General features: G+C 68.3%; 17 protein-coding genes. 3 read left to right on the top strand and 14 right to left on the bottom strand.

The features are described from left to right. Positions 1-25: 25 nt before the first annotated feature. From K5L94_RS03490 to K5L94_RS03450, 9 genes are all read right to left on the bottom strand, one after another. A complete protein-coding gene (locus K5L94_RS03490; protein WP_053448840.1) occupies positions 26-517 on the bottom strand; it encodes a dihydrofolate reductase in 492 nt (163 codons plus the stop codon). A 5-nt stretch (positions 518-522) separates the two neighbouring features. Next, positions 523-1,317, bottom strand: coding sequence for a thymidylate synthase (locus K5L94_RS03485; RefSeq protein ID WP_133933855.1), 795 nt, complete (start codon positions 1,315-1,317; stop codon positions 523-525). Further along, the gene (lgt, locus tag K5L94_RS03480) at positions 1,314-2,201 is read right to left on the bottom strand and encodes a prolipoprotein diacylglyceryl transferase (protein ID WP_274512013.1); all 888 of its coding nucleotides are present in this window, start codon (positions 2,199-2,201) and stop codon (positions 1,314-1,316) included. Before lgt ends, K5L94_RS03485 begins: the two co-directional genes overlap by 4 nt. Positions 2,202-2,252: 51 nt before the next feature. Beyond that, complete coding sequence (locus K5L94_RS03475; protein WP_053448837.1) at positions 2,253-2,747, bottom strand: TPM domain-containing protein; 495 nt, start codon at positions 2,745-2,747, stop codon at positions 2,253-2,255. Then, positions 2,747-3,631 (bottom strand): TPM domain-containing protein, encoded by an 885-nt coding sequence (locus K5L94_RS03470; protein ID WP_274512012.1) that lies wholly within the window; start codon positions 3,629-3,631, stop codon positions 2,747-2,749. The genes K5L94_RS03475 and K5L94_RS03470 overlap by 1 nt, the downstream gene beginning before the upstream one ends. Positions 3,632-3,634: 3 nt before the next feature. Next, positions 3,635-4,255: a LemA family protein gene (locus tag K5L94_RS03465; RefSeq protein ID WP_053448835.1), complete on the bottom strand. Its 621-nt coding sequence runs from the start codon at positions 4,253-4,255 to the stop codon at positions 3,635-3,637. A gap of 565 nt (positions 4,256-4,820) precedes the next feature. Further along, entirely contained in the window at positions 4,821-5,981 is a 1,161-nt protein-coding gene (locus tag K5L94_RS03460) for an MFS transporter (protein WP_053448834.1), read from the bottom strand. A gap of 190 nt (positions 5,982-6,171) precedes the next feature. Continuing rightward, complete coding sequence (locus K5L94_RS03455) at positions 6,172-6,921, bottom strand: TerC family protein (RefSeq protein WP_004154280.1); 750 nt, start codon at positions 6,919-6,921, stop codon at positions 6,172-6,174. Positions 6,922-6,954: 33 nt separating this feature from the next. Further along, a complete protein-coding gene (locus K5L94_RS03450; RefSeq protein ID WP_008268574.1) occupies positions 6,955-7,350 on the bottom strand; it encodes a diacylglycerol kinase in 396 nt (131 codons plus the stop codon). A 213-nt stretch (positions 7,351-7,563) separates the two neighbouring features. On the opposite strand from K5L94_RS03450, the gene K5L94_RS03445 reads away from it, so the two are divergent. Beyond that, on the top strand, positions 7,564-8,265 hold the full coding sequence (locus K5L94_RS03445; protein WP_274512011.1) for an SGNH/GDSL hydrolase family protein: 702 nt from the start codon (positions 7,564-7,566) through the stop codon (positions 8,263-8,265). Positions 8,266-8,399: 134 nt separating this feature from the next. Here the strand turns inward: K5L94_RS03445 and K5L94_RS03440 are convergent, their stop codons facing one another. The 3 genes from K5L94_RS03440 to K5L94_RS03430 all read right to left on the bottom strand — a co-directional run bounded on the left by K5L94_RS03440 (position 8,400) and on the right by K5L94_RS03430 (position 11,288). Then, the gene (locus tag K5L94_RS03440; RefSeq protein ID WP_004154275.1) at positions 8,400-9,671 is read right to left on the bottom strand and encodes a sensor histidine kinase; all 1,272 of its coding nucleotides are present in this window, start codon (positions 9,669-9,671) and stop codon (positions 8,400-8,402) included. Between the two features lie 156 nt (positions 9,672-9,827). Then, positions 9,828-10,541, bottom strand: coding sequence for a response regulator transcription factor (locus tag K5L94_RS03435; protein ID WP_002811889.1), 714 nt, complete (start codon positions 10,539-10,541; stop codon positions 9,828-9,830). Between the two features lie 87 nt (positions 10,542-10,628). Next, on the bottom strand, positions 10,629-11,288 hold the full coding sequence (locus tag K5L94_RS03430) for an arylesterase (RefSeq protein WP_193391336.1): 660 nt from the start codon (positions 11,286-11,288) through the stop codon (positions 10,629-10,631). Between the two features lie 61 nt (positions 11,289-11,349). On the opposite strand from K5L94_RS03430, the gene K5L94_RS03425 reads away from it, so the two are divergent. Then, the gene (locus tag K5L94_RS03425) at positions 11,350-11,997 is read left to right on the top strand and encodes an ABC transporter ATP-binding protein (protein ID WP_337999992.1); all 648 of its coding nucleotides are present in this window, start codon (positions 11,350-11,352) and stop codon (positions 11,995-11,997) included. Continuing rightward, positions 11,994-14,510 carry an ABC transporter permease gene (locus K5L94_RS03420; protein WP_274512009.1) on the top strand — a complete coding sequence of 839 codons (2,517 nt, stop codon included), beginning with the start codon at positions 11,994-11,996 and terminating at the stop codon, positions 14,508-14,510. The genes K5L94_RS03425 and K5L94_RS03420 overlap by 4 nt, the downstream gene beginning before the upstream one ends. 202 nt (positions 14,511-14,712) lie before the next feature. Here K5L94_RS03420 and K5L94_RS03415 read toward each other — a convergent pair whose 3' ends face one another. Both K5L94_RS03415 and K5L94_RS03410 read right to left on the bottom strand, forming a co-directional pair. Then, positions 14,713-15,648 (bottom strand): DUF6607 family protein, encoded by a 936-nt coding sequence (locus K5L94_RS03415; protein WP_274512008.1) that lies wholly within the window; start codon positions 15,646-15,648, stop codon positions 14,713-14,715. A gap of 68 nt (positions 15,649-15,716) precedes the next feature. Then, positions 15,717-16,316 (bottom strand): ChuX/HutX family heme-like substrate-binding protein, encoded by a 600-nt coding sequence (locus K5L94_RS03410; protein WP_053448828.1) that lies wholly within the window; start codon positions 16,314-16,316, stop codon positions 15,717-15,719. Positions 16,317-16,320 lie beyond the last annotated feature (4 nt).

Raw genomic sequence — 16,320 nt, 5'->3', positions numbered from 1 at the left:
GCTCAACTCTACAGGTGCGTTGCGATCAGCGGCGCACGTAGTGAACGAAGCGGAACGCGTAGGCGTGGCGTTCGTCAGCCGGGTGCTGCTCGCTGCTCACTTGCTGCCAGCCCTGTGCATCCACCTCGGGGAAATGGGTGTCGGCCGGCACTTCGGCATCGACCCAGGTCAGGTACAGGTCGCTGGCCTGGTCGAGCAGCTGCCGGAAGATCTCGCCCCCCCCGATGATGCACAGCTCGCTCGCGCCCTCGCCTTCGGCAATCGCCTTGGCCTCGTCCAGCGACGCCACCGCGCGCATGCCTTCAAATGGCACTTGGCCGCTGCGGGTCAGCACCAGGTTGGTCCGCCCCGGCAGCACGCGGCCGATCGATTCGGCGGTCTTGCGCCCCATCAGGATCGGCTTGCCGAGGGTCAGCGCCTTGAAGTGCTTGAAGTCATCCGGCAGGTGCCAGGGCATGGCATTGCCCTGGCCGATGCCGCGGTTGCGGTCCAGCGCGACGATCATCGACAGCTTCATCGCACTCACACCGCCACCGGTGCCTTGATCGCCGGATGCGGGTCGTAGCCGTCGATGCGGATGTCGTCGAACTGGAAACCGAACAGGTCGGTCACGTCCGGGTTCAACCACAGCGTCGGCAGCGCGCGCGGTTCACGCGACAGCTGCTCGCGGGCCTGCTCGAAATGGTTCGAGTACAGGTGCGCGTCACCCAGCGTATGCACGAAATCGCCCACCCCCAGGCCGGTGGCCTGCGCCACCATGTGGGTCAGCAGTGCATAGCTGGCAATGTTGAACGGCACGCCGAGGAAGATGTCGCCGCTGCGCTGGTACAGCTGGCAGCTGAGCTTGCCGTCCACCACGTAGAACTGGAACAGGTTGTGGCACGGCATCAGCGCCATCTGCGAGAGCTCGCCCACGTTCCAGGCGCTGACCACCAGCCGGCGCGAATCGGGGTTGCGCTTGATCTCGTCCACCAGCCACTGCATCTGGTCGATCGCACCGCCATCGGCGGTGGCCCAGCTGCGCCACTGCTTGCCGTAGACCGGGCCGAGATCGCCGTTCTCGTCGGCCCACTCGTCCCAGATGCGCACCTGGTTGTCCTTCAGGTAGCCGATGTTGGTATCGCCCTTCAGGAACCACAGCAGCTCGTGGATGATCGAGCGCAGGTGCAGCTTCTTGGTGGTAACCAGCGGGAAACCTTCGTTGAGGTTGAAGCGCATCTGCCAGCCGAACACGCTGCGGGTGCCGGTACCGGTGCGATCGCTCTTTTCGGCGCCGTGCTCAAGCACATGCGAGAGCAGGTCCAGGTAGGGCTTCATGCCTTGCCCTCGGCGGTCACCATCGGCTGCGGCTGCAGCACCGGCGCGCGGCGCGACATCGCCAGCAGCACCAGGCCGAAGGCGATCAGCGGCAGGCTGAGGATCTGGCCACGAGTCAGCCAGTCGAAGGCCACGTAGACGCCGTTGTCGGGCATGCGCACGAACTCGACGGCGAAGCGGAACAGGCCGTACATCAGTGCGAACAGGCCACCGACCAGATAGCGATGACGCGGCTTGGCCGACACCGTCCACAGCACCACGAACATCACCAGCCCTTCCAGGAACGCTTCATACAGCTGCGAGGGATGGCGGGCGAACTGGTTCAGCGCGCCGCTGGCGAACTGCGCCTGCAGGGTCGCGTGGTCCAGCTGGTTCAGCGGCGCCGGCAGGCCGGACGGGAACACCACGCCCCAGCTGCCGTCGGTGTACTTGCCCCACAGCTCGGCACCGATGAAGTTGCCGATGCGGCCGAAGCCCAGGCCCAGCGGCACCAGCGGCGCCATGAAGTCCATGGTGTCGAAGAAGTGCAGCGTGTGCTTGCGCGACCACCACCAGCAGGCGCCGAGCACGCCCAGCAGGCCGCCGTGGAAGCTCATGCCGCCATCCCAGACCTTGAACAGCAGCAGCGGGTTGTGCAGGAAATCGCCCAGCGCGTAGAACAGCATGTAGCCGATGCGCCCGCCCAGCACCACACCGAGCATGGCGTAGAACAGCAGGTCGGAGAAGCCGTTGGCATCAACGCCCGGCAGGCGCCCGTCGGCGATGCGCTTGCGGCCCAGCAGCCAGGCCGCAGTGAAGCCGAGCAGGTACATGATGCCGTACCAATGCACCTTGATCGGCCCCAGCGAGAGGGCGATGGGGTCGATGTCGTGGAAATAGATCATGGAAGGTGCCTTGCGGTTGAACGCCTATTCTCGGGCCAGTGCCGCCCCGGCTCAACCAAGGAGCTGCGGGGTGTTGGGCAGGCCGTCATCGTCTGACCGCGTCGCGGCCGGAAAGTGCCCTTCCACCAGGGTCGAAACCTCTTCGATGGCGCCGCGCAGCGCCTCGACCGGGTTCGGGCCGCGCAGGCCCTCGCGCAGATGGGTACAGACCCGCTGCCACTGCGCCGGGCTGATCCTGCCGTGCAGGCCACGGTCAGCGACGATCTCGATCGCGTGGTCGGCCAGCAGCAGGTAGATCAGCACGCCGTTGTTGTGGGCGGTATCCCAGGTGCGCAGGCGGGCGAAGGCATGTTCGGCGGCCTGGCGCGGGGTGACCTTGCGCCACAGCGCGTCCAGCGGCAGGTCGGCCTCCACCGCGAACATCACCTGCCCGCCGTGGCGCTGCTCACCGGCGGCGATGGCCTCGGTGATCGCCTGCAGCGTAGCCGGCGGGAACGCGCGCCGTACCGACGGCGAGAACAGATGGCGGCACAGACGTTGGATCATCACCAGCCTCCCGATGCGCCGCCGCCGCCGGAACGGCCACCGCCGCCGCCCCAACCGCCGCCGCCAAAGCCACCGCCTCCACCGAAGCCGCCTCCGCCACCCCAGCTGCCACCGCCCCAGCCACCGCCGCCGGCAAAGCGGCCCGGGTGCCCGGAGAGCATGGCGACAATCAGGCCAACGATGCCGGCCAGGCCGCTGGCCAACAGCGTGGAGGTGAACAGGAACGCCGCCAGTGCCGCCCCGCCGCCGCCGAGCAGCCCACGCAGCGGGCGTGGCACGCGCGAGAACACGCCGCGCAGGATGCTGCCGGCGAACACACCGATGAACAGGGCCAGGAACCAGGTATCGCCACCGCCGTCGGGCTCACCGCCCCGCTGGCCACTGACGGGTGCCGGCAGGTCTTCGCCATCGATCAGCTTGACCAGCACGCCGGTGGCGTCAGTGATACCACCGGCATAGTCACCGCTGCGGAAGCGCGGCACCAGGTATTCCTGGATGACCCGGTTGGCGATGGCATCGGGAATCGCGCCCTCCAGGCCGTAACCGGGCTCGATGCGTACCCGTCGGTCATCCTTGGCGACCACCAGCAGCACGCCGTCATCCACGCCCTTGCGGCCGATCTGCCACTGGTCGAAGACCCGCGTGGTGTACTGCGCGATGTCTTCCGGCTGGGTGGTGGGCACCACCAGCACCTGCAGCTGGCTGCCCTTGCGCTGCTGCAGGTCAGTCGCCTGCTGCACCAGCGCCTGCTTCTGCGCGGCGTCGAGCGTGCCGGTGGTATCGACCACCGGCGAATCCAGCGCCGGAATCGGCGCCAACTGCTGCGCCTGCGACGCCAACGGCAGCCACAGCAGCAGGGCCAGCAGCGCAGTGGCCAGGCGCATCGGTCAGTGGCCCGGCTGCGGCGCCGGCTGCTGCTGCGGCGCGTTGCCGAAATCGACCACCGGCGCGCTGGAGATCTGCGCTTCGTTGTCCACGGTGAAGTTCGGCTTGGTCTTGTAGCCGAAGATCTTGGCGGTGATCACCTGCGGGAACGAGCGGATGTAGGTGTTGTAGTCCTGCACCTGCTGGATGTAACGGCCACGGGCGACGGTGACCCGGTTCTCGGTACCTTCCAGCTGCGCCTGCAGGTCGCGGAAGTTCTGGTCGGACTTCAGCTGCGGATAGTTTTCGGTGACCACCAGCAGCCGCGACAGCGCGCTGCCCAGTTCGCCCTGGGCCTGCTGGAACTGCTTGAGCGAGGCTTCGTCGTCGGCGTTGACGTTGATCTGGCCGACCCGCGAACGGGCGTTGGTGACTTCGGTCAGCACGCGCTCTTCCTGGCTGGCGAAGCCCTTCACGGTCTGCACCAGGTTGGGCACCAGATCGGCGCGGCGCTTGTACTGGTTGATGACCTCCGACCAGCTGGCCTTGACCGCTTCATCCTTCTGCTGGATGGCGTTGTAGCCGCAGCCGGAGAGCAGGGAGGCCAGCAGCATCAGGGGCAGGATACGAGTGAACAGGCGCATGGCGGAGGTTCCGGGTGGACGTGGCGCCGAGCATGCCATGGTTCGGGTGAAGGTCGGCCATCGGGCGCCGCCCCCTCCGCGGTGGTTGTGCTCATGGATCGCCTGAGTAGTCCGGGCGGGTGGGCATGGCGGGGGACGCCGTGAATCCGTCCCTGGAGGCTTAGCCGCGCCATCCATGGCGCGGATACCCCCGCCACGCCCACCCGCCCGGCCTCATACGGTTTCCTGCACACCGCGGGAAGATCAAAAAAGAAGCAAAAGCAAAAGCAAAAGCAAAAGCCCATGCTCCAGGCATTCGTGCCGACCAACGCTCGGCACCCACCATCAGCAGCAGGTTCCAACAGATCACAGGAAACTGTCGAAGGCGGGGTGGGTCCGGTTGAGGGGGTGTGAGCGGCATGGATGCCGCGACCAAGCCCCCATGGATGGGTTTACGGCGTCCCCCTCAACCGGACCCACCCCGCCATCCCACGGAATGCCAGCTGTTGCTGTTGCTGTTGCTGTTGCCGTTGCTGTTGATTGCAGCGGGTGCAGGGCTGCAAGCCCTGCCGGAACCCCATACCCCTCAGCACGCCTCGGCCACCGCAGCGCGCGGACGCCCCAGCCACGCCAGCAGCAACCCCGATGCCGCCAGCAACCCACCGGCCACCGGCACCGCCGCATAGCCCAGCCCCGAGCTGATCACCGCGCCACCCAACGCGGCACCCACCGCATTGCCCAGGTTGAACGCACCGACATTGATCGACGACGCCAGCCCCGGCGCCTCGCTGGCAGCCTGCATCACCCGGATCTGCAGCGGCGGCACGATCGCGAAGGTCGCCGCGCCGAACAGCAGTACACCCAGCGCCGCCGTGGCGTGGCTCATGAAGGCCAGCGGCAGCACGAACATCAGCACGGCAAGGACCGCCAGCAGGATCCGGGTGGCGCCATCCAGCGACCAGTCGGCCATGCGCCCGCCGATGCCGTTGCCGAAGGTGAAGCCGATGCCGATCAGCGCCAGCGACATCGCTATGAAGGCGTTGGAAGCACCCGTCAACTCGGTCAGCACCGGCGCCACGTAGGTGTACAGCGTGAACATCGCACCGGCACCGAGCACCGTGGTGCCCATCGCCAGCAGCACCTGCGGCTGCAGGATCGCCTTCAGTTCCCGGCGCACGTCCGGACGGGGCCCGGGTGCCGACGCCGGCAGCGCGAAGCCCAGCGCGGTGATCGCGGCCAGGCCCAGCACGGCGGTGCCAGCGAAGGACAGGCGCCAGCCCAGCTGCTGGCCGACCCAGGTCGCCAGCGGCACGCCGCCGATGTTGGCGATGGTCAGGCCCATGAACATGGTGGCCACGGCGGCAGCCTGCTTTTCTTTCGGCACCAGGCTGGCGGCAACCACCGCGCCGATGCCGAAGAAGGCGCCGTGGTTGAGGCTGGTGACCAGCCGCGACAGCAACAGCAGGCCGTAGTTCGGGGCCAGCGCCGACAGCAGGTTGCCGACCACGAAGATCGACATCAGCAGCATCAGCGCGGTGCGCCTGCCGAACCGGCCCATCAGCAGGGTCATCACCGGCGCGCCCAGCATCACGCCCACGGCATAGGCCGTGATCAGCATGCCGGCAGTGGGGATGTTCACGCCGACGCCGTCGGCAATGACCGGGAGCAGGCCCATCGGGGCGAACTCGGTGGTACCGATGGCGAAGGCGCCGACGGCAAGGGCCAGCAGAGCGGCTCGGGAATTCATGGCGGGTTCCTGCGTGGGGCAGGCCTTGGGAAGAGAGCGCGTAGCCTGCGCGCATCGTCCTGCCGGATTAAGCCCCGCAGCGGGGAAACACTGTTGCCCCCACTTCACAAGTTGTGCGTTCGCCGCTTCTGTAGAGCCCGGCCCTGCAACGCAGAACCCCCGGCAGTGCCGGGGGTTCTGGATCACGCGCTTACCAGTTGCCGGCGCCCGGCACGTTGTGTTCGCGTGCGCGGCGGCGCATCAGCAGGTTCAGCCACTCCACCAGCACCGAGAAGCCCATCGCGGCGTAGATGTAGGGCTTGGGCACGTGCACGTCCAGGCCGTCCAGGATCAGTACCGCACCAATCAGCAGGATGAAGGCCAGCGCCAGCATCTTCACCGTCGGGTTGGCATCGATGAAGCGGCCCAGCGGGTTGGCGGCCAGCAGCATCACCAGCACCGACAGCAGGATGGCGGCGACCATCACCGGGATGTGGTCGGCGATGCCGACGGCGGTGATCACCGAGTCCAGCGAGAACACGATGTCGATCACCGCGATCTGCGCGATGACGTAGCCGAACACGGCCGAGGCCTTGGTCGTGCTGGGATCTTCATCCTCGCCGCCGCTGATCAGTTCCTTGATCTCCATGAAGCCCTTGATGATCAGGAACAGGCCACCGACGATCAGCACCAGGTCGCGGATGGAGATGCCCATGCCGGCCACGGTGAACAGGTTGGCGGCCATGTGCGCCAGATAGGCCAGCGACACCAGCAGCGCGATACGCGTGATGCACGCCACGGCGATGCCGAGCTTGCGTGCGAACGGGCGACGCTCTTCCGGCAGCTTGCTGACCGCGATGGAAATGAACACCAGGTTGTCGATGCCGAGCACGATTTCCAGCGCACTCAGGGTGAACAGGGTCACCCAGGCATTGGGGTCGGCGAGGAACTCAAAGGACATGGAAACTCTTCAAGGCAGTGGGGGAATGGGGTTTCAGCCGTAGCTGCCGGCCAGCGCGTGCGGAACCACGACCAGCGCCCAGCACAGCAGGACGTTCATCATCAGCACGAACACCGCCGCCGAACCCATGTCCTTGGCGCGGCCGGCCAGTTCGTGGATTTCGCTGCCGTAGCGTTCGATCACCGCCTCGATGGCCGAGTTGGCCAACTCCATCGCCAGCACCAGCAGCATCGAGCCGATCATCAGCGCGCGTTCGACCGGGGTCTGGCCCAGCCAGATCGCGACCGGGGTCAGCACGATCAGCAGGTAGACCTCCAGCCGGAACGAGGACTCGTGCAGCCAGGCGGCGCGAAGGCCCTGCCAGGACCAGCGGGCGGCCTGGAAGATGCGGCGCGGGCCGCGGGGCAGGTGGCCGAACTGATCAGCCACGGCAGGAAGATCCAGCAACAGGAGCGCGGCGCAGCGACCGCTCAGACGCACGGCAGGGAATCATGGGTGCACAGGAATAGGCAGATGGCGGCCATTTTGCCACAAGGCCGCCAGCCATACCCCCGGCGGCCCGGCCGAATGGCCTGCCAACGGCAAGCACCCGGCCAGCCCCTGCTCCTATGATGGAGGCTTCCTTCCCCGCTGGAGCGCCTGATGTCCCGTCGCCGTACCTGCCTGCTGATGCTGGGCCTGCTGACCGCCGCACCGCTGGCCCAGGCCCTGAGCCCGGCCAGGCCGCCCCAGGTGCCCGAACAGGTCTCGAACGTGGCCTGGGCGGGTGACATGGCCCGCTTCGCCAGCGCCGACCAGGCCAATCCGCCGCCGCGCGGCGGCATCGAGTTCATCGGCAGCTCCTCGATCCGCTTCTGGGAGAGCCTGGCCACCGACTTCCCCGGCCAGCCGGTGTTCAACCGCGGCTTCGGCGGCTCGGAAGTGCGCGACAGCACCTGGTACGCCGACCGCATCGTGGTGCCGTATGCGCCATGCAAGCTGTTCTTCTACGCCGGCGACAACGACCTCAACAGCGGCCGCACCGCCGTGCAGGTGCGGGACGATGTGGTCGCCTTCGTGCAGCGCGTGCATCGCGACCTGCCGAAAACGAAGGTGGAATACCTGTCGATCAAGCCGAGCCCGTCGCGCGCGCACCTGCTGCCGGCGATCAACGAGGCCAACGCGCTGATCAAGGCTGCCCTGGCAAAGCTGCCCAACACCGGCTTCACCGACATCTATACGCCGATGCTCGGCGCCGATGGCCAGCCGGATGCGACGCTGTTCCGCGAAGACATGCTGCACATGACCCCGGCCGGCTACGCGATCTGGACCAAGGCGGTGGCGCCGAAGGTCAACTGCAACTGAGGGAGGCATGTGCCGGAGGGCGCCACGCGCACGCGCTCCGGTAGATGCCAACCTTGGTTGGCATGAATGCGTCCACCTGCATCCTGTGAAAGCGCCGACCAAGGTCGGCGACTACCGAGGTAGCAAGCGGCGGCTCAGCGGAAAATGACCGTCGCCTCGGTGCCCTGCCCCGGCTCGCTGGCCAGGCTGACCTTCCAGCCGAAGCGGTCGCACAGCCGGCGCACGATCGACAGGCCCAGGCCGGTGCCCTGCGGACGGCTGGGCTCGGCGCGGTAGAACGGCTCGAACGCCCGCGACAGTGCCTCGGCGGACATGCCGATGCCGGTGTCGCGCACCACCACCCGGTCGTTGAGCACATGCACGTCGATGCGCCCTTCGTCGGTGTAGCTGCAGGCGTTGCGCACCAGGTTGCTGACCACCACCTGCAGCACCCGAGGCGGCGCGTGCAGCTGCACCGGGCCATCGCTGTGCAGGTGCACCGCCACCGGGCGTGTTCCCAACAGCTCGTTGGCGTTGTCCACTTCATAGCGGACGATGTCGTTGACATCGAACAGCTCGATCTGCGGCTCGACATCGGCCTCGCGGGCCAGGATCAGGAACGCATCGATCACCGCTTCCATGTCACGGCCGGCGCGCTGGATGCGCTGCAGGCTGCGACGCAGGCGCGGCTGCAGCGTTTCATCGCCCAGTGCCATGTCACTGGCCACGCGGATCACGGTCAGCGGCGTGCGCAGTTCGTGGCTGGCATCGCGGGTGAAGTTGCGCTCGCGCGCCACATGCGCGCTGACCCGGTTGGCCAGCGAATGCAGGGCGGCCGCCAGCTGCCGGGTCTCGCCCTGCATGTCGGCCGGCAGTTTGTTCGGCTCCAGATCGGCCGCCTCGGGGTGGCCAGGGTCCCAGCGCGACACGCGCCGCGCCAGCCAGTTCACCGGCGACACCAGGCGCTTGGAGGCGCGGTAGGTCACCCAGCTGGCGCCATACACTGCCAGCAGGGTCAGCAGCACCGGCACGATGCCGAACCAGAACGCCAGCATTTCCGCACGCGAGCGCAGGAACACCAGGTACAGGCGGCCGGCTGGGCGCACATCGACCAGCACCAGCTGGTCGTCCTTGGGCAGTTCGTGGAAACCGGGTTCCAGGTTGCGCAGGTTGGCCGGCAGCGACAACGCCGACTGCCCGCTTTCCAGCAGGTAGCCACGGATGTTCTGGGTGTTGGGTGGCGGCTGTACCGGCGAGGCCTCGTGCAGCGTCCAGTAGTACGCCGCTTCCTCGCGCAGGGCGGCGCCGACCAGGCTGTGCTTGATCACCAGCGAGACCAGCCAGGCACCGAGCAGGATGCCCAGGCTGGCCAGCACTGCCTGCAGGATGAAGGCGATACGGATCTTGCGCGGCAGGCCGTGCGGCATTGCGGGGTCCCGGTCAGAGCGCTGCGATTATAGGCAGCGCGCCGCGCCGTGCGGGTGCACGGGCGATAACCGGCGGCAACGCCAGCCGGTCATCCCCTGCCCTCGTTCATGGCCATGCCCCGGCCGGGCCTGCTGCTGCACCGGCGCGGGCCCCGATCAGGCCATCGGCTGGGCGATATCGGCAATGCGGTAGCCGGCACTCTGCACGGTGTGCAGCAGCGGACGGTCGAACGGCTTGTCGATGATCTTGCGCAGGTTGTACAGGTGGCTGCGCAGGGTGTCCGAATCCGGCAGGCCATTGCCCCAGATCTCGCGTTCGATCTCCTGGCGGGTGACCACGCGCGGCGATTCGCGCATCAGGATGGTCAGCAGGCGCAGGCCGATCGGCGACAGCTGCAGCTCGGTGCCGGCACGGGTGGCACGCATGCTGACCGGATCGAGCACCAGGTCGGCGACCTTGAGCACTTCCGAACCGACCTGGCGACGCTCGCGGCGGATCAGCGCGCGCAGGCGGGCCTCCAGTTCCTGGATCGCGAACGGCTTGGTCAGGTAGTCATCGGCGCCGAACCCGAGGCCGGTGAGCTTGTCGTCCAGCGTGTCGCGTGCCGTGAGCATCAGCACCGGGGTGGACTTGCGCGCATCGTTGCGCAGGCGACGGCACACTTCGATGCCATCCAGGCGCGGCAACATCAAGTCGAGCACCACGACGTCATAGCTGTTTTCCGCCGCGAGGCGGTAGCCATCCAGGCCGTCCTGTGCATAGTCGACTTCGAAGCCGCGACCTTCCAGGTATTCCCCGATCATCTCGGAGATGTTGCGGTTGTCTTCGACCACCAGCACCAAGCCGGAGGTCTCCTTCGTCTGACGCATGTGATTCCCTCTAACTTCAGCTTTGTGAAACATGCCGGATCGACGGTGGACGCGATGTGAAGTTCCGTCAAGAGGTCATCAATCGGTTCAGAGCAGCGGCCTGAGCAGTGGCCAGACGTTGTCCAGCACCTTCGGTTGCGCCTGTGCCGTGGGGTGCAGGCCATCGGCCTGCATCATGCCCGGCTGCAGCGCCACGCCCTCCAGCAGGAACGGCAGCAGCGGCACCTTGTACTGCGTAGCCAGCGCCTTGTAGGCCGCCGCCAGGCGCTGACGATAGGCCGGCCCGTAGTTGGGCGGCACGTCGATGCCCAGCAGCAGCACCCTGGCGCCCGCCTTCTGGCTGGCCTGCACCATTTTCTCCAGGTTGCCCTGTACCTGCGCCGGGGTCAGCCCACGCAGCGCGTCGTTGCCGCCCAGCGCAATCACCACCACGGTCGGCTTCTCCTTCGCCAACAGGCCCGGCAGGCGGGTCAGCGCGCCGGCGGTGGTCTCCCCGCTCATGCTGGCGTTGACGATGCGTGCCGGGGTTTTCGACTGCTGCCTGACCCGCTGCTGCAGCAGGCTGACCCAGCCGGCATCGGCGGGGATATTGTGGGCAGCACTGAGGCTGTCGCCGAGTACCAGCACGGTGCCCGCCGGACCTTTGGCACAGGCCAGCCCCGGCAACAGCAGGAACCCTAGCAGCAGCACCATCATCACGCCGGCTCGCCGGCTCCATTCCGTCTTGCGCATCTGGAGTCTCCTCATCGACAGCCTGTCCCCCCGCAGCGCGCCCGTCGCCATCGCCGTCGACCAGGTCGGCAAGTCCGTGCAGGGCCCGGAGGGTGAAGTCCACATACTGGACAACATCACCCTGACCGTCCATGAAGGCACCAGCGTGGCCATCGTCGGCGCCTCCGGTTCCGGTAAGACCACCCTGCTCGGCCTGCTGGCCGGGCTGGACCTGCCCAGCCGCGGCAGCATTGCGCTGGCGGGCCAGGATCTGGGCGGTCTCGACGAGGAAGCCCGCGCCCAGCTGCGCGCACGCGAGGTCGGCTTCGTGTTCCAGAGCTTCCACCTGCTGCCGGCGCTGACCGCCGCCGAGAACGTCGCGCTGCCGCTGGAGCTGGCCGGCCGCGAAGACCGGGTGCGGGTGGACGAAGTGCTGGCGCAGGTCGGCCTGGGCCATCGCGCCCGTCACTACCCGCGCCAGTTGTCGGGCGGCGAGCAGCAACGCGTAGCCCTGGCACGTGCCTTCGTCACCCACCCGCGCATCCTGTTCGCCGACGAACCGACCGGCTCGCTGGACCACGCCACCGGCCAGCACATCAGCGACCTGCTGTTCGAACTCAACGCCGGCAGCGGCACCACGCTGGTGCTGGTCACCCACGACCTGCGCCTGGCCCAGCGCTGCCAGTACATCCATCGCATCGACGACGGCCGCCTGCTGCCGGTCGAGCGCGGAGCCGCAGCATGAACCTGCTGCGCCATGCGTGGCGCGCGCTGCGCCGCGAGGCGCTGGCCGGCGACCTGCTGACCGTGTTCGCGGCCTTGGTGCTGGGCGTGGCGGTGATGACCGCGGTCGGCACCCTGGTGAACCGGGTCAACCTGGCCCTGACCGGCAGTGCGGCGGAAATGCTCGGCGGTGACCTCGGCATCGCCGGGCGCGACGACCCGCCGCAGGCCTTCGCCGAAGAAGCGCAGCGGCGCGGACTGGCCTACACCCGCATCGCCAGCTTCGGCAGCGTGCTGTTCCACGGCGAGGCCAGCCAGATGGCCAGCATCAAGGCGGTGCAGGCCGGTTATCCGCTGCGTGGCACGCTGCGGGTGCGGGCCACGCCCGGCGGTGCGCTGATCGCCGACGCCGGCATGCCCGCCAGGGGCCAGGCCTACGCCGATCCGCGCCTGCTACAGGGGCTGGGGCTGAAGGCCGGCGATGACCTCGAGTTCGGCGCCGGCACGCTGCGCATTGCCGGCATCATCGAGGCCGAGCCGGATGCCGGCGGTGACCTGCTCACCCTCTCGCCCACCCTGCTGGTCAACCGCGCCGATGTGGAGGGCACTGGCCTGCTCGGCCCGGGCAGCCGCATCAACTACCGGCTGATGTTCGCCGGAGCGGCCGATCAGGTGGCCGGGCTGCGCCAATGGCTGCTGCCGCAGGTCAAGGGCCTGCGCCTGCTGAGCGTGGACGACACCCAGCGTGGCGTGCGCCAGGCGTTCGACCTGGCCGGGCGCTTCCTCGGCCTGAGCGCGCTGCTGGCGGTGCTGCTGGCCGGCGTGGCAACCGCGCTGGCGGCCAACCGCTTCGCCCTGCGCCGCATCGACCAGGTAGCGATCCTGCGCTGCCTGGGCGCGCGCCAGCGCGACATCCTGTTCGGCCTGGCACTGCAGCTGCTGATGCTGGCGGTGCCGGCCTGTGCGCTCGGCATCGGCCTGGGCATGGCCGCGCAGGAAGGCCTGGTGCAGGTGCTGGGCAGCCTGGTGCCGCAGCGCCTGCCGCTGCCGGAAGCGATGCCGGCGCTGACCGGTGCCGGCATCGGCCTGTTGCTGCTGTTCGGCTTCGGCCTGCCCCCGCTGCTGCGCCTGCGCGGGGTGCCGCCGATGCGCGTGCTCAACCGCTCCTTCGCCGCGCTGCCACCGGCATCGCTGCTGGCCTATGTCGCGGCGCTGGCGGCCAGCCTGCTGCTGGCGGTGCAGGTCACCGGCGACCTGAAGCTGGCCCTGTGGGTGCTGGGTGGACTGGCCGCACTGGCAGTGGCCGCCGGTGTGGTCGGCTTCGTGCTGCTGCAGCTGCTGCGCGGCCTGCAGCACCGCCTGCATGGCAACTGGCGACTGGGCCTGGCCGCGCTGACCCGGCGCCGCATGCTGGCGGTGATGCAGCTGGTCGGGCTGTCGCTGTCGCTGTGCGCGCTGTTGCTGCTGGCGGTGACCGGTCCTGGCCTGCTGCAGCAGTGGCGCGAGCGGCTGCCTGCAGATACGCCGAACTACTTCCTGATCAACATCCAGCCCGAACAGCGCGACAGCGTGCTGGCCGCGCTGCGCGGATTGGGCGCCAACGATGCAAGCATCGAACCGATGGCCACCGGCCGCCTGATCGCGATCAACGGCAAGCCGCCGCTGCGCGTGGACCGCACGCCGGAACAGAACGGGCAGCCGGCATCCGGCGAAGCCCAGCGCGACGACGATGACGAGAACCGGCCGTTGAACTTCAGCTGGCGCAACAGCTTCCCGCCGGCCAACACGCTGGTCGACGGCACGTTCTGGAAGGCCGACAGCACGGCGCCGGAAGCGTCGGTGGAGATCGGCTGGGCCAAGCGTTACGGGGTGGCCAGCGGCGACCGCATCAGCATTGCCGTCGGTGAACAGGAGCGCGAATTCACCGTCACCAGCGTGCGCAAGGCGGACTGGAACACGTTCCGACCGAACTTCTTCGTGCTGCTGAACCCCAACGCGGTGGGCGACACCCCGCACAACCTGCTGTCGGCGTTCCATCTGCCGGCCGGCAAGGCGGCCGGGCTGGGTGAACTGGTGCGCGCGCAGCCGAACCTGTCACTGCTGGACGTGGATGCGGTGATCTCGCAGGTGCGCGATGTGATGGAGCGGGTGGCGCAGGCGGTGCAGCTGGTGATGGTGTTCAGCCTGCTGGCCGGCGTGCTGGTGCTGCTGGCTGCACTGCAGGCCACGGCCGGCGAGCGCCGCTATGACAGCGCGGTGCTGCGCACGCTGGGCGCTACCCGGCGCCAGCTGCGCGGCGCGGTGCTGGTGGAATTCGGCGCACTGGGCACATTGGCGGCGCTGCTGGCGGTGGGCGCGGCGGCGGCCATCGGCGTGGCGGTCTCGCAGAAGGTGTTCGAGCTGCCGTTGCTGCCGCCGTGGCCGGGCCTGCTGCTGGGCGGCGTGGTCGGCATCGGGCTGAGCCTGCTGGCCGGCTGGTGGGGCACGCGGCGCATCCTGCATGCGCCGCCGGCCCTTGCCTTGCGCGAAGCTTGACGCGGCGTCGGACCGGAGAGCGTGCCGAGCAAGCTCGGCACCTACTAATACGAAGGACCGGTAGATCCACGCCATGCGTGGATGCGGCAAAGAGCGTGCCGAGCACGCTCGGCACCTACCAAAGCGCAGGACCGGTAGATCCACGCCATGCGTGGATGCGGTGCCGGGCGCGCCCGGCACCTCACCGGAACCGCCGCGGCGATCAACCTTCCTTCGGTGCCTTTTCCACGTACTTGGCGAACACTTCGTCGATCTGCTTGTCCTTCACCTTCTTGCCGGCCTGGATCTCTTCGGCCTGGGTGAACAGCGGGATGATCATCGCCATGCCGTCGATCTTGGTCCTCAGGTGCACGCCCGGGGCCTGGCCGAGGAAGCCGTCCCAGCGCTGGCGCACCTTCGCCCAGTAACCGGCAGTGGCCTTCCAGTAGTTGCGGGCCGGGGTGAAGTCGATCTCGGTGGTCTTCACGTAGTCGTTGAAGCCGAACTCGCGCGCGATCTCCACCTGGCTGCCATCGGCATTGCGCTGCACCTTGGTGTTGAACTGCTCGTGGGTCCAGCCGTTCGGGGTCAGCGTGTGGCGGTTGATCACGGCCAGCGCGTTGTAGTCGCTGCGCTTGGTGTACTCGCGACGCGGCAGCGGACGCCAGCTCAGGTCGCTGGTCCAGCTCGGCACGTTGTTGGTGTAGGTCCACTTGCCGGTGCCGCAGTAGCGCGGTGCGTCGCTCACTTCATACACGCACTGGGTCCACGCCCCCTGGTTGGTCGCCGCCGGAATGGTGCGCACCTGCCAGGTCTGGTCGGCACTGAACTCGAAGCGGTTCGGCGCTTCGTACACCCAGTCCTGGCGCCAGTGCTTGGTGATGTGGCCGCTCTTTTCGTCCAGCAGCAGGTGCTGCAGCACGATGCGCTTCGGCGTGTCTTCCACCACGATGACCACTTCGTTGCCGCCGCTGCGCATCGCCGGCGCGCGCTCGTAACCGGGCTTCAGCAGCACGGTCTCGTCGAAAGCGAAATCCACGGTGTACTCGCCCTGCATGGCGAGGATGCTGTCATGGTCGCGGGCGATGTCGGAGGGCTGCGCGCTGGCCACGCCGCTGGCGGCGAGCAACAGCAGGGCGCTGGCTGTCTGGAACTTCATCGGGGTCTTCCTTCAGGGTTGCTGGTTTGTTGAGAGGCCATCCGTGGCCGACAGGCGTTCCATCAGGTTCAAAGACGGATCAGCGGCAGGTCGCCGGGTATCCGCGGGGCCGGTCGCCGCGCGGCGTCGGCGCAGCAGCAGTCGTCGATCGCCAGCTCGCCTTCGGCGCCTTCCAGGCGAGCGATGCGGCGCGCGGTGGCGGCGCCCAGCGAGGACAGGGTCGACAGGCTGGCGGCCAGGGTACGGCCATCGTCGGCCGCATGCAGGCGCAGCGCGCACAACCGCCAGCGCTGGCCACCGAGGTGGCCGGCCAGGCGTCGCCACAGCCGCTCGCCGACACTGCCGTCGCTGTCGTGCTGCGGGCCGGGCGGCAGCGCGGCCACCAGCCGGTCCCAGGCCAGGAAATCGCTGTCCGGCAGCAGGTACAACCGCCACACGCAGCGGCCGCGGCCATCGAGGAAGCACAGGCTTTCGCGCAGGCCCTCGCTGTCAACGCCCTGGCAGGCATGCACGCGCACCGCCTGGCGCCAGCCGCCCAGTTCGTTGCCGTCGGCGTGGTACAGGCACAACACGGTGCCGAGCGTGGCCAGCTGTGCCGGGGTCGGCCAGGCCGCACCGTTCGGTGCGGCGATGGAGTCGTTCCTGCGTGCGGACAATGCTCGGCTCATGAGG

Origin of the sequence: Stenotrophomonas forensis, assembly GCF_028752115.1 — a bacterium.
Lineage (GTDB): Bacteria > Pseudomonadota > Gammaproteobacteria > Xanthomonadales > Xanthomonadaceae > Stenotrophomonas > Stenotrophomonas forensis.
This window is presented reverse-complemented; position numbering and strand designations above follow the sequence as displayed.

Excerpts from the sequence above, each read along its gene's own strand:
- K5L94_RS03490 (WP_053448840.1), bottom strand. The coding sequence starts at position 517 with ATGAAGCTGTCGATGATCGTCGCGCTGGACCGCAACCGCGGCATCGGC.
- K5L94_RS03485 (WP_133933855.1), bottom strand. The coding sequence starts at position 1,317 with ATGAAGCCCTACCTGGACCTGCTCTCGCATGTGCTTGAGCACGGCGCC.
- lgt (WP_274512013.1), bottom strand. The coding sequence starts at position 2,201 with ATGATCTATTTCCACGACATCGACCCCATCGCCCTCTCGCTGGGGCCG.
- K5L94_RS03475 (WP_053448837.1), bottom strand. The coding sequence starts at position 2,747 with ATGATCCAACGTCTGTGCCGCCATCTGTTCTCGCCGTCGGTACGGCGC.
- K5L94_RS03470 (WP_274512012.1), bottom strand. The coding sequence starts at position 3,631 with ATGCGCCTGGCCACTGCGCTGCTGGCCCTGCTGCTGTGGCTGCCGTTG.
- K5L94_RS03465 (WP_053448835.1), bottom strand. The coding sequence starts at position 4,255 with ATGCGCCTGTTCACTCGTATCCTGCCCCTGATGCTGCTGGCCTCCCTG.
- K5L94_RS03460 (WP_053448834.1), bottom strand. The coding sequence starts at position 5,981 with ATGAATTCCCGAGCCGCTCTGCTGGCCCTTGCCGTCGGCGCCTTCGCC.
- K5L94_RS03455 (WP_004154280.1), bottom strand. The coding sequence starts at position 6,921 with ATGTCCTTTGAGTTCCTCGCCGACCCCAATGCCTGGGTGACCCTGTTC.
- K5L94_RS03445 (WP_274512011.1), top strand. The coding sequence starts at position 7,564 with ATGTCCCGTCGCCGTACCTGCCTGCTGATGCTGGGCCTGCTGACCGCC.
- K5L94_RS03440 (WP_004154275.1), bottom strand. The coding sequence starts at position 9,671 with ATGCCGCACGGCCTGCCGCGCAAGATCCGTATCGCCTTCATCCTGCAG.
- K5L94_RS03435 (WP_002811889.1), bottom strand. The coding sequence starts at position 10,541 with ATGCGTCAGACGAAGGAGACCTCCGGCTTGGTGCTGGTGGTCGAAGAC.
- K5L94_RS03430 (WP_193391336.1), bottom strand. The coding sequence starts at position 11,288 with ATGAGGAGACTCCAGATGCGCAAGACGGAATGGAGCCGGCGAGCCGGC.
- K5L94_RS03420 (WP_274512009.1), top strand. The coding sequence starts at position 11,994 with ATGAACCTGCTGCGCCATGCGTGGCGCGCGCTGCGCCGCGAGGCGCTG.
- K5L94_RS03415 (WP_274512008.1), bottom strand. The coding sequence starts at position 15,648 with ATGAAGTTCCAGACAGCCAGCGCCCTGCTGTTGCTCGCCGCCAGCGGC.
- K5L94_RS03410 (WP_053448828.1), bottom strand. The coding sequence starts at position 16,316 with ATGAGCCGAGCATTGTCCGCACGCAGGAACGACTCCATCGCCGCACCG.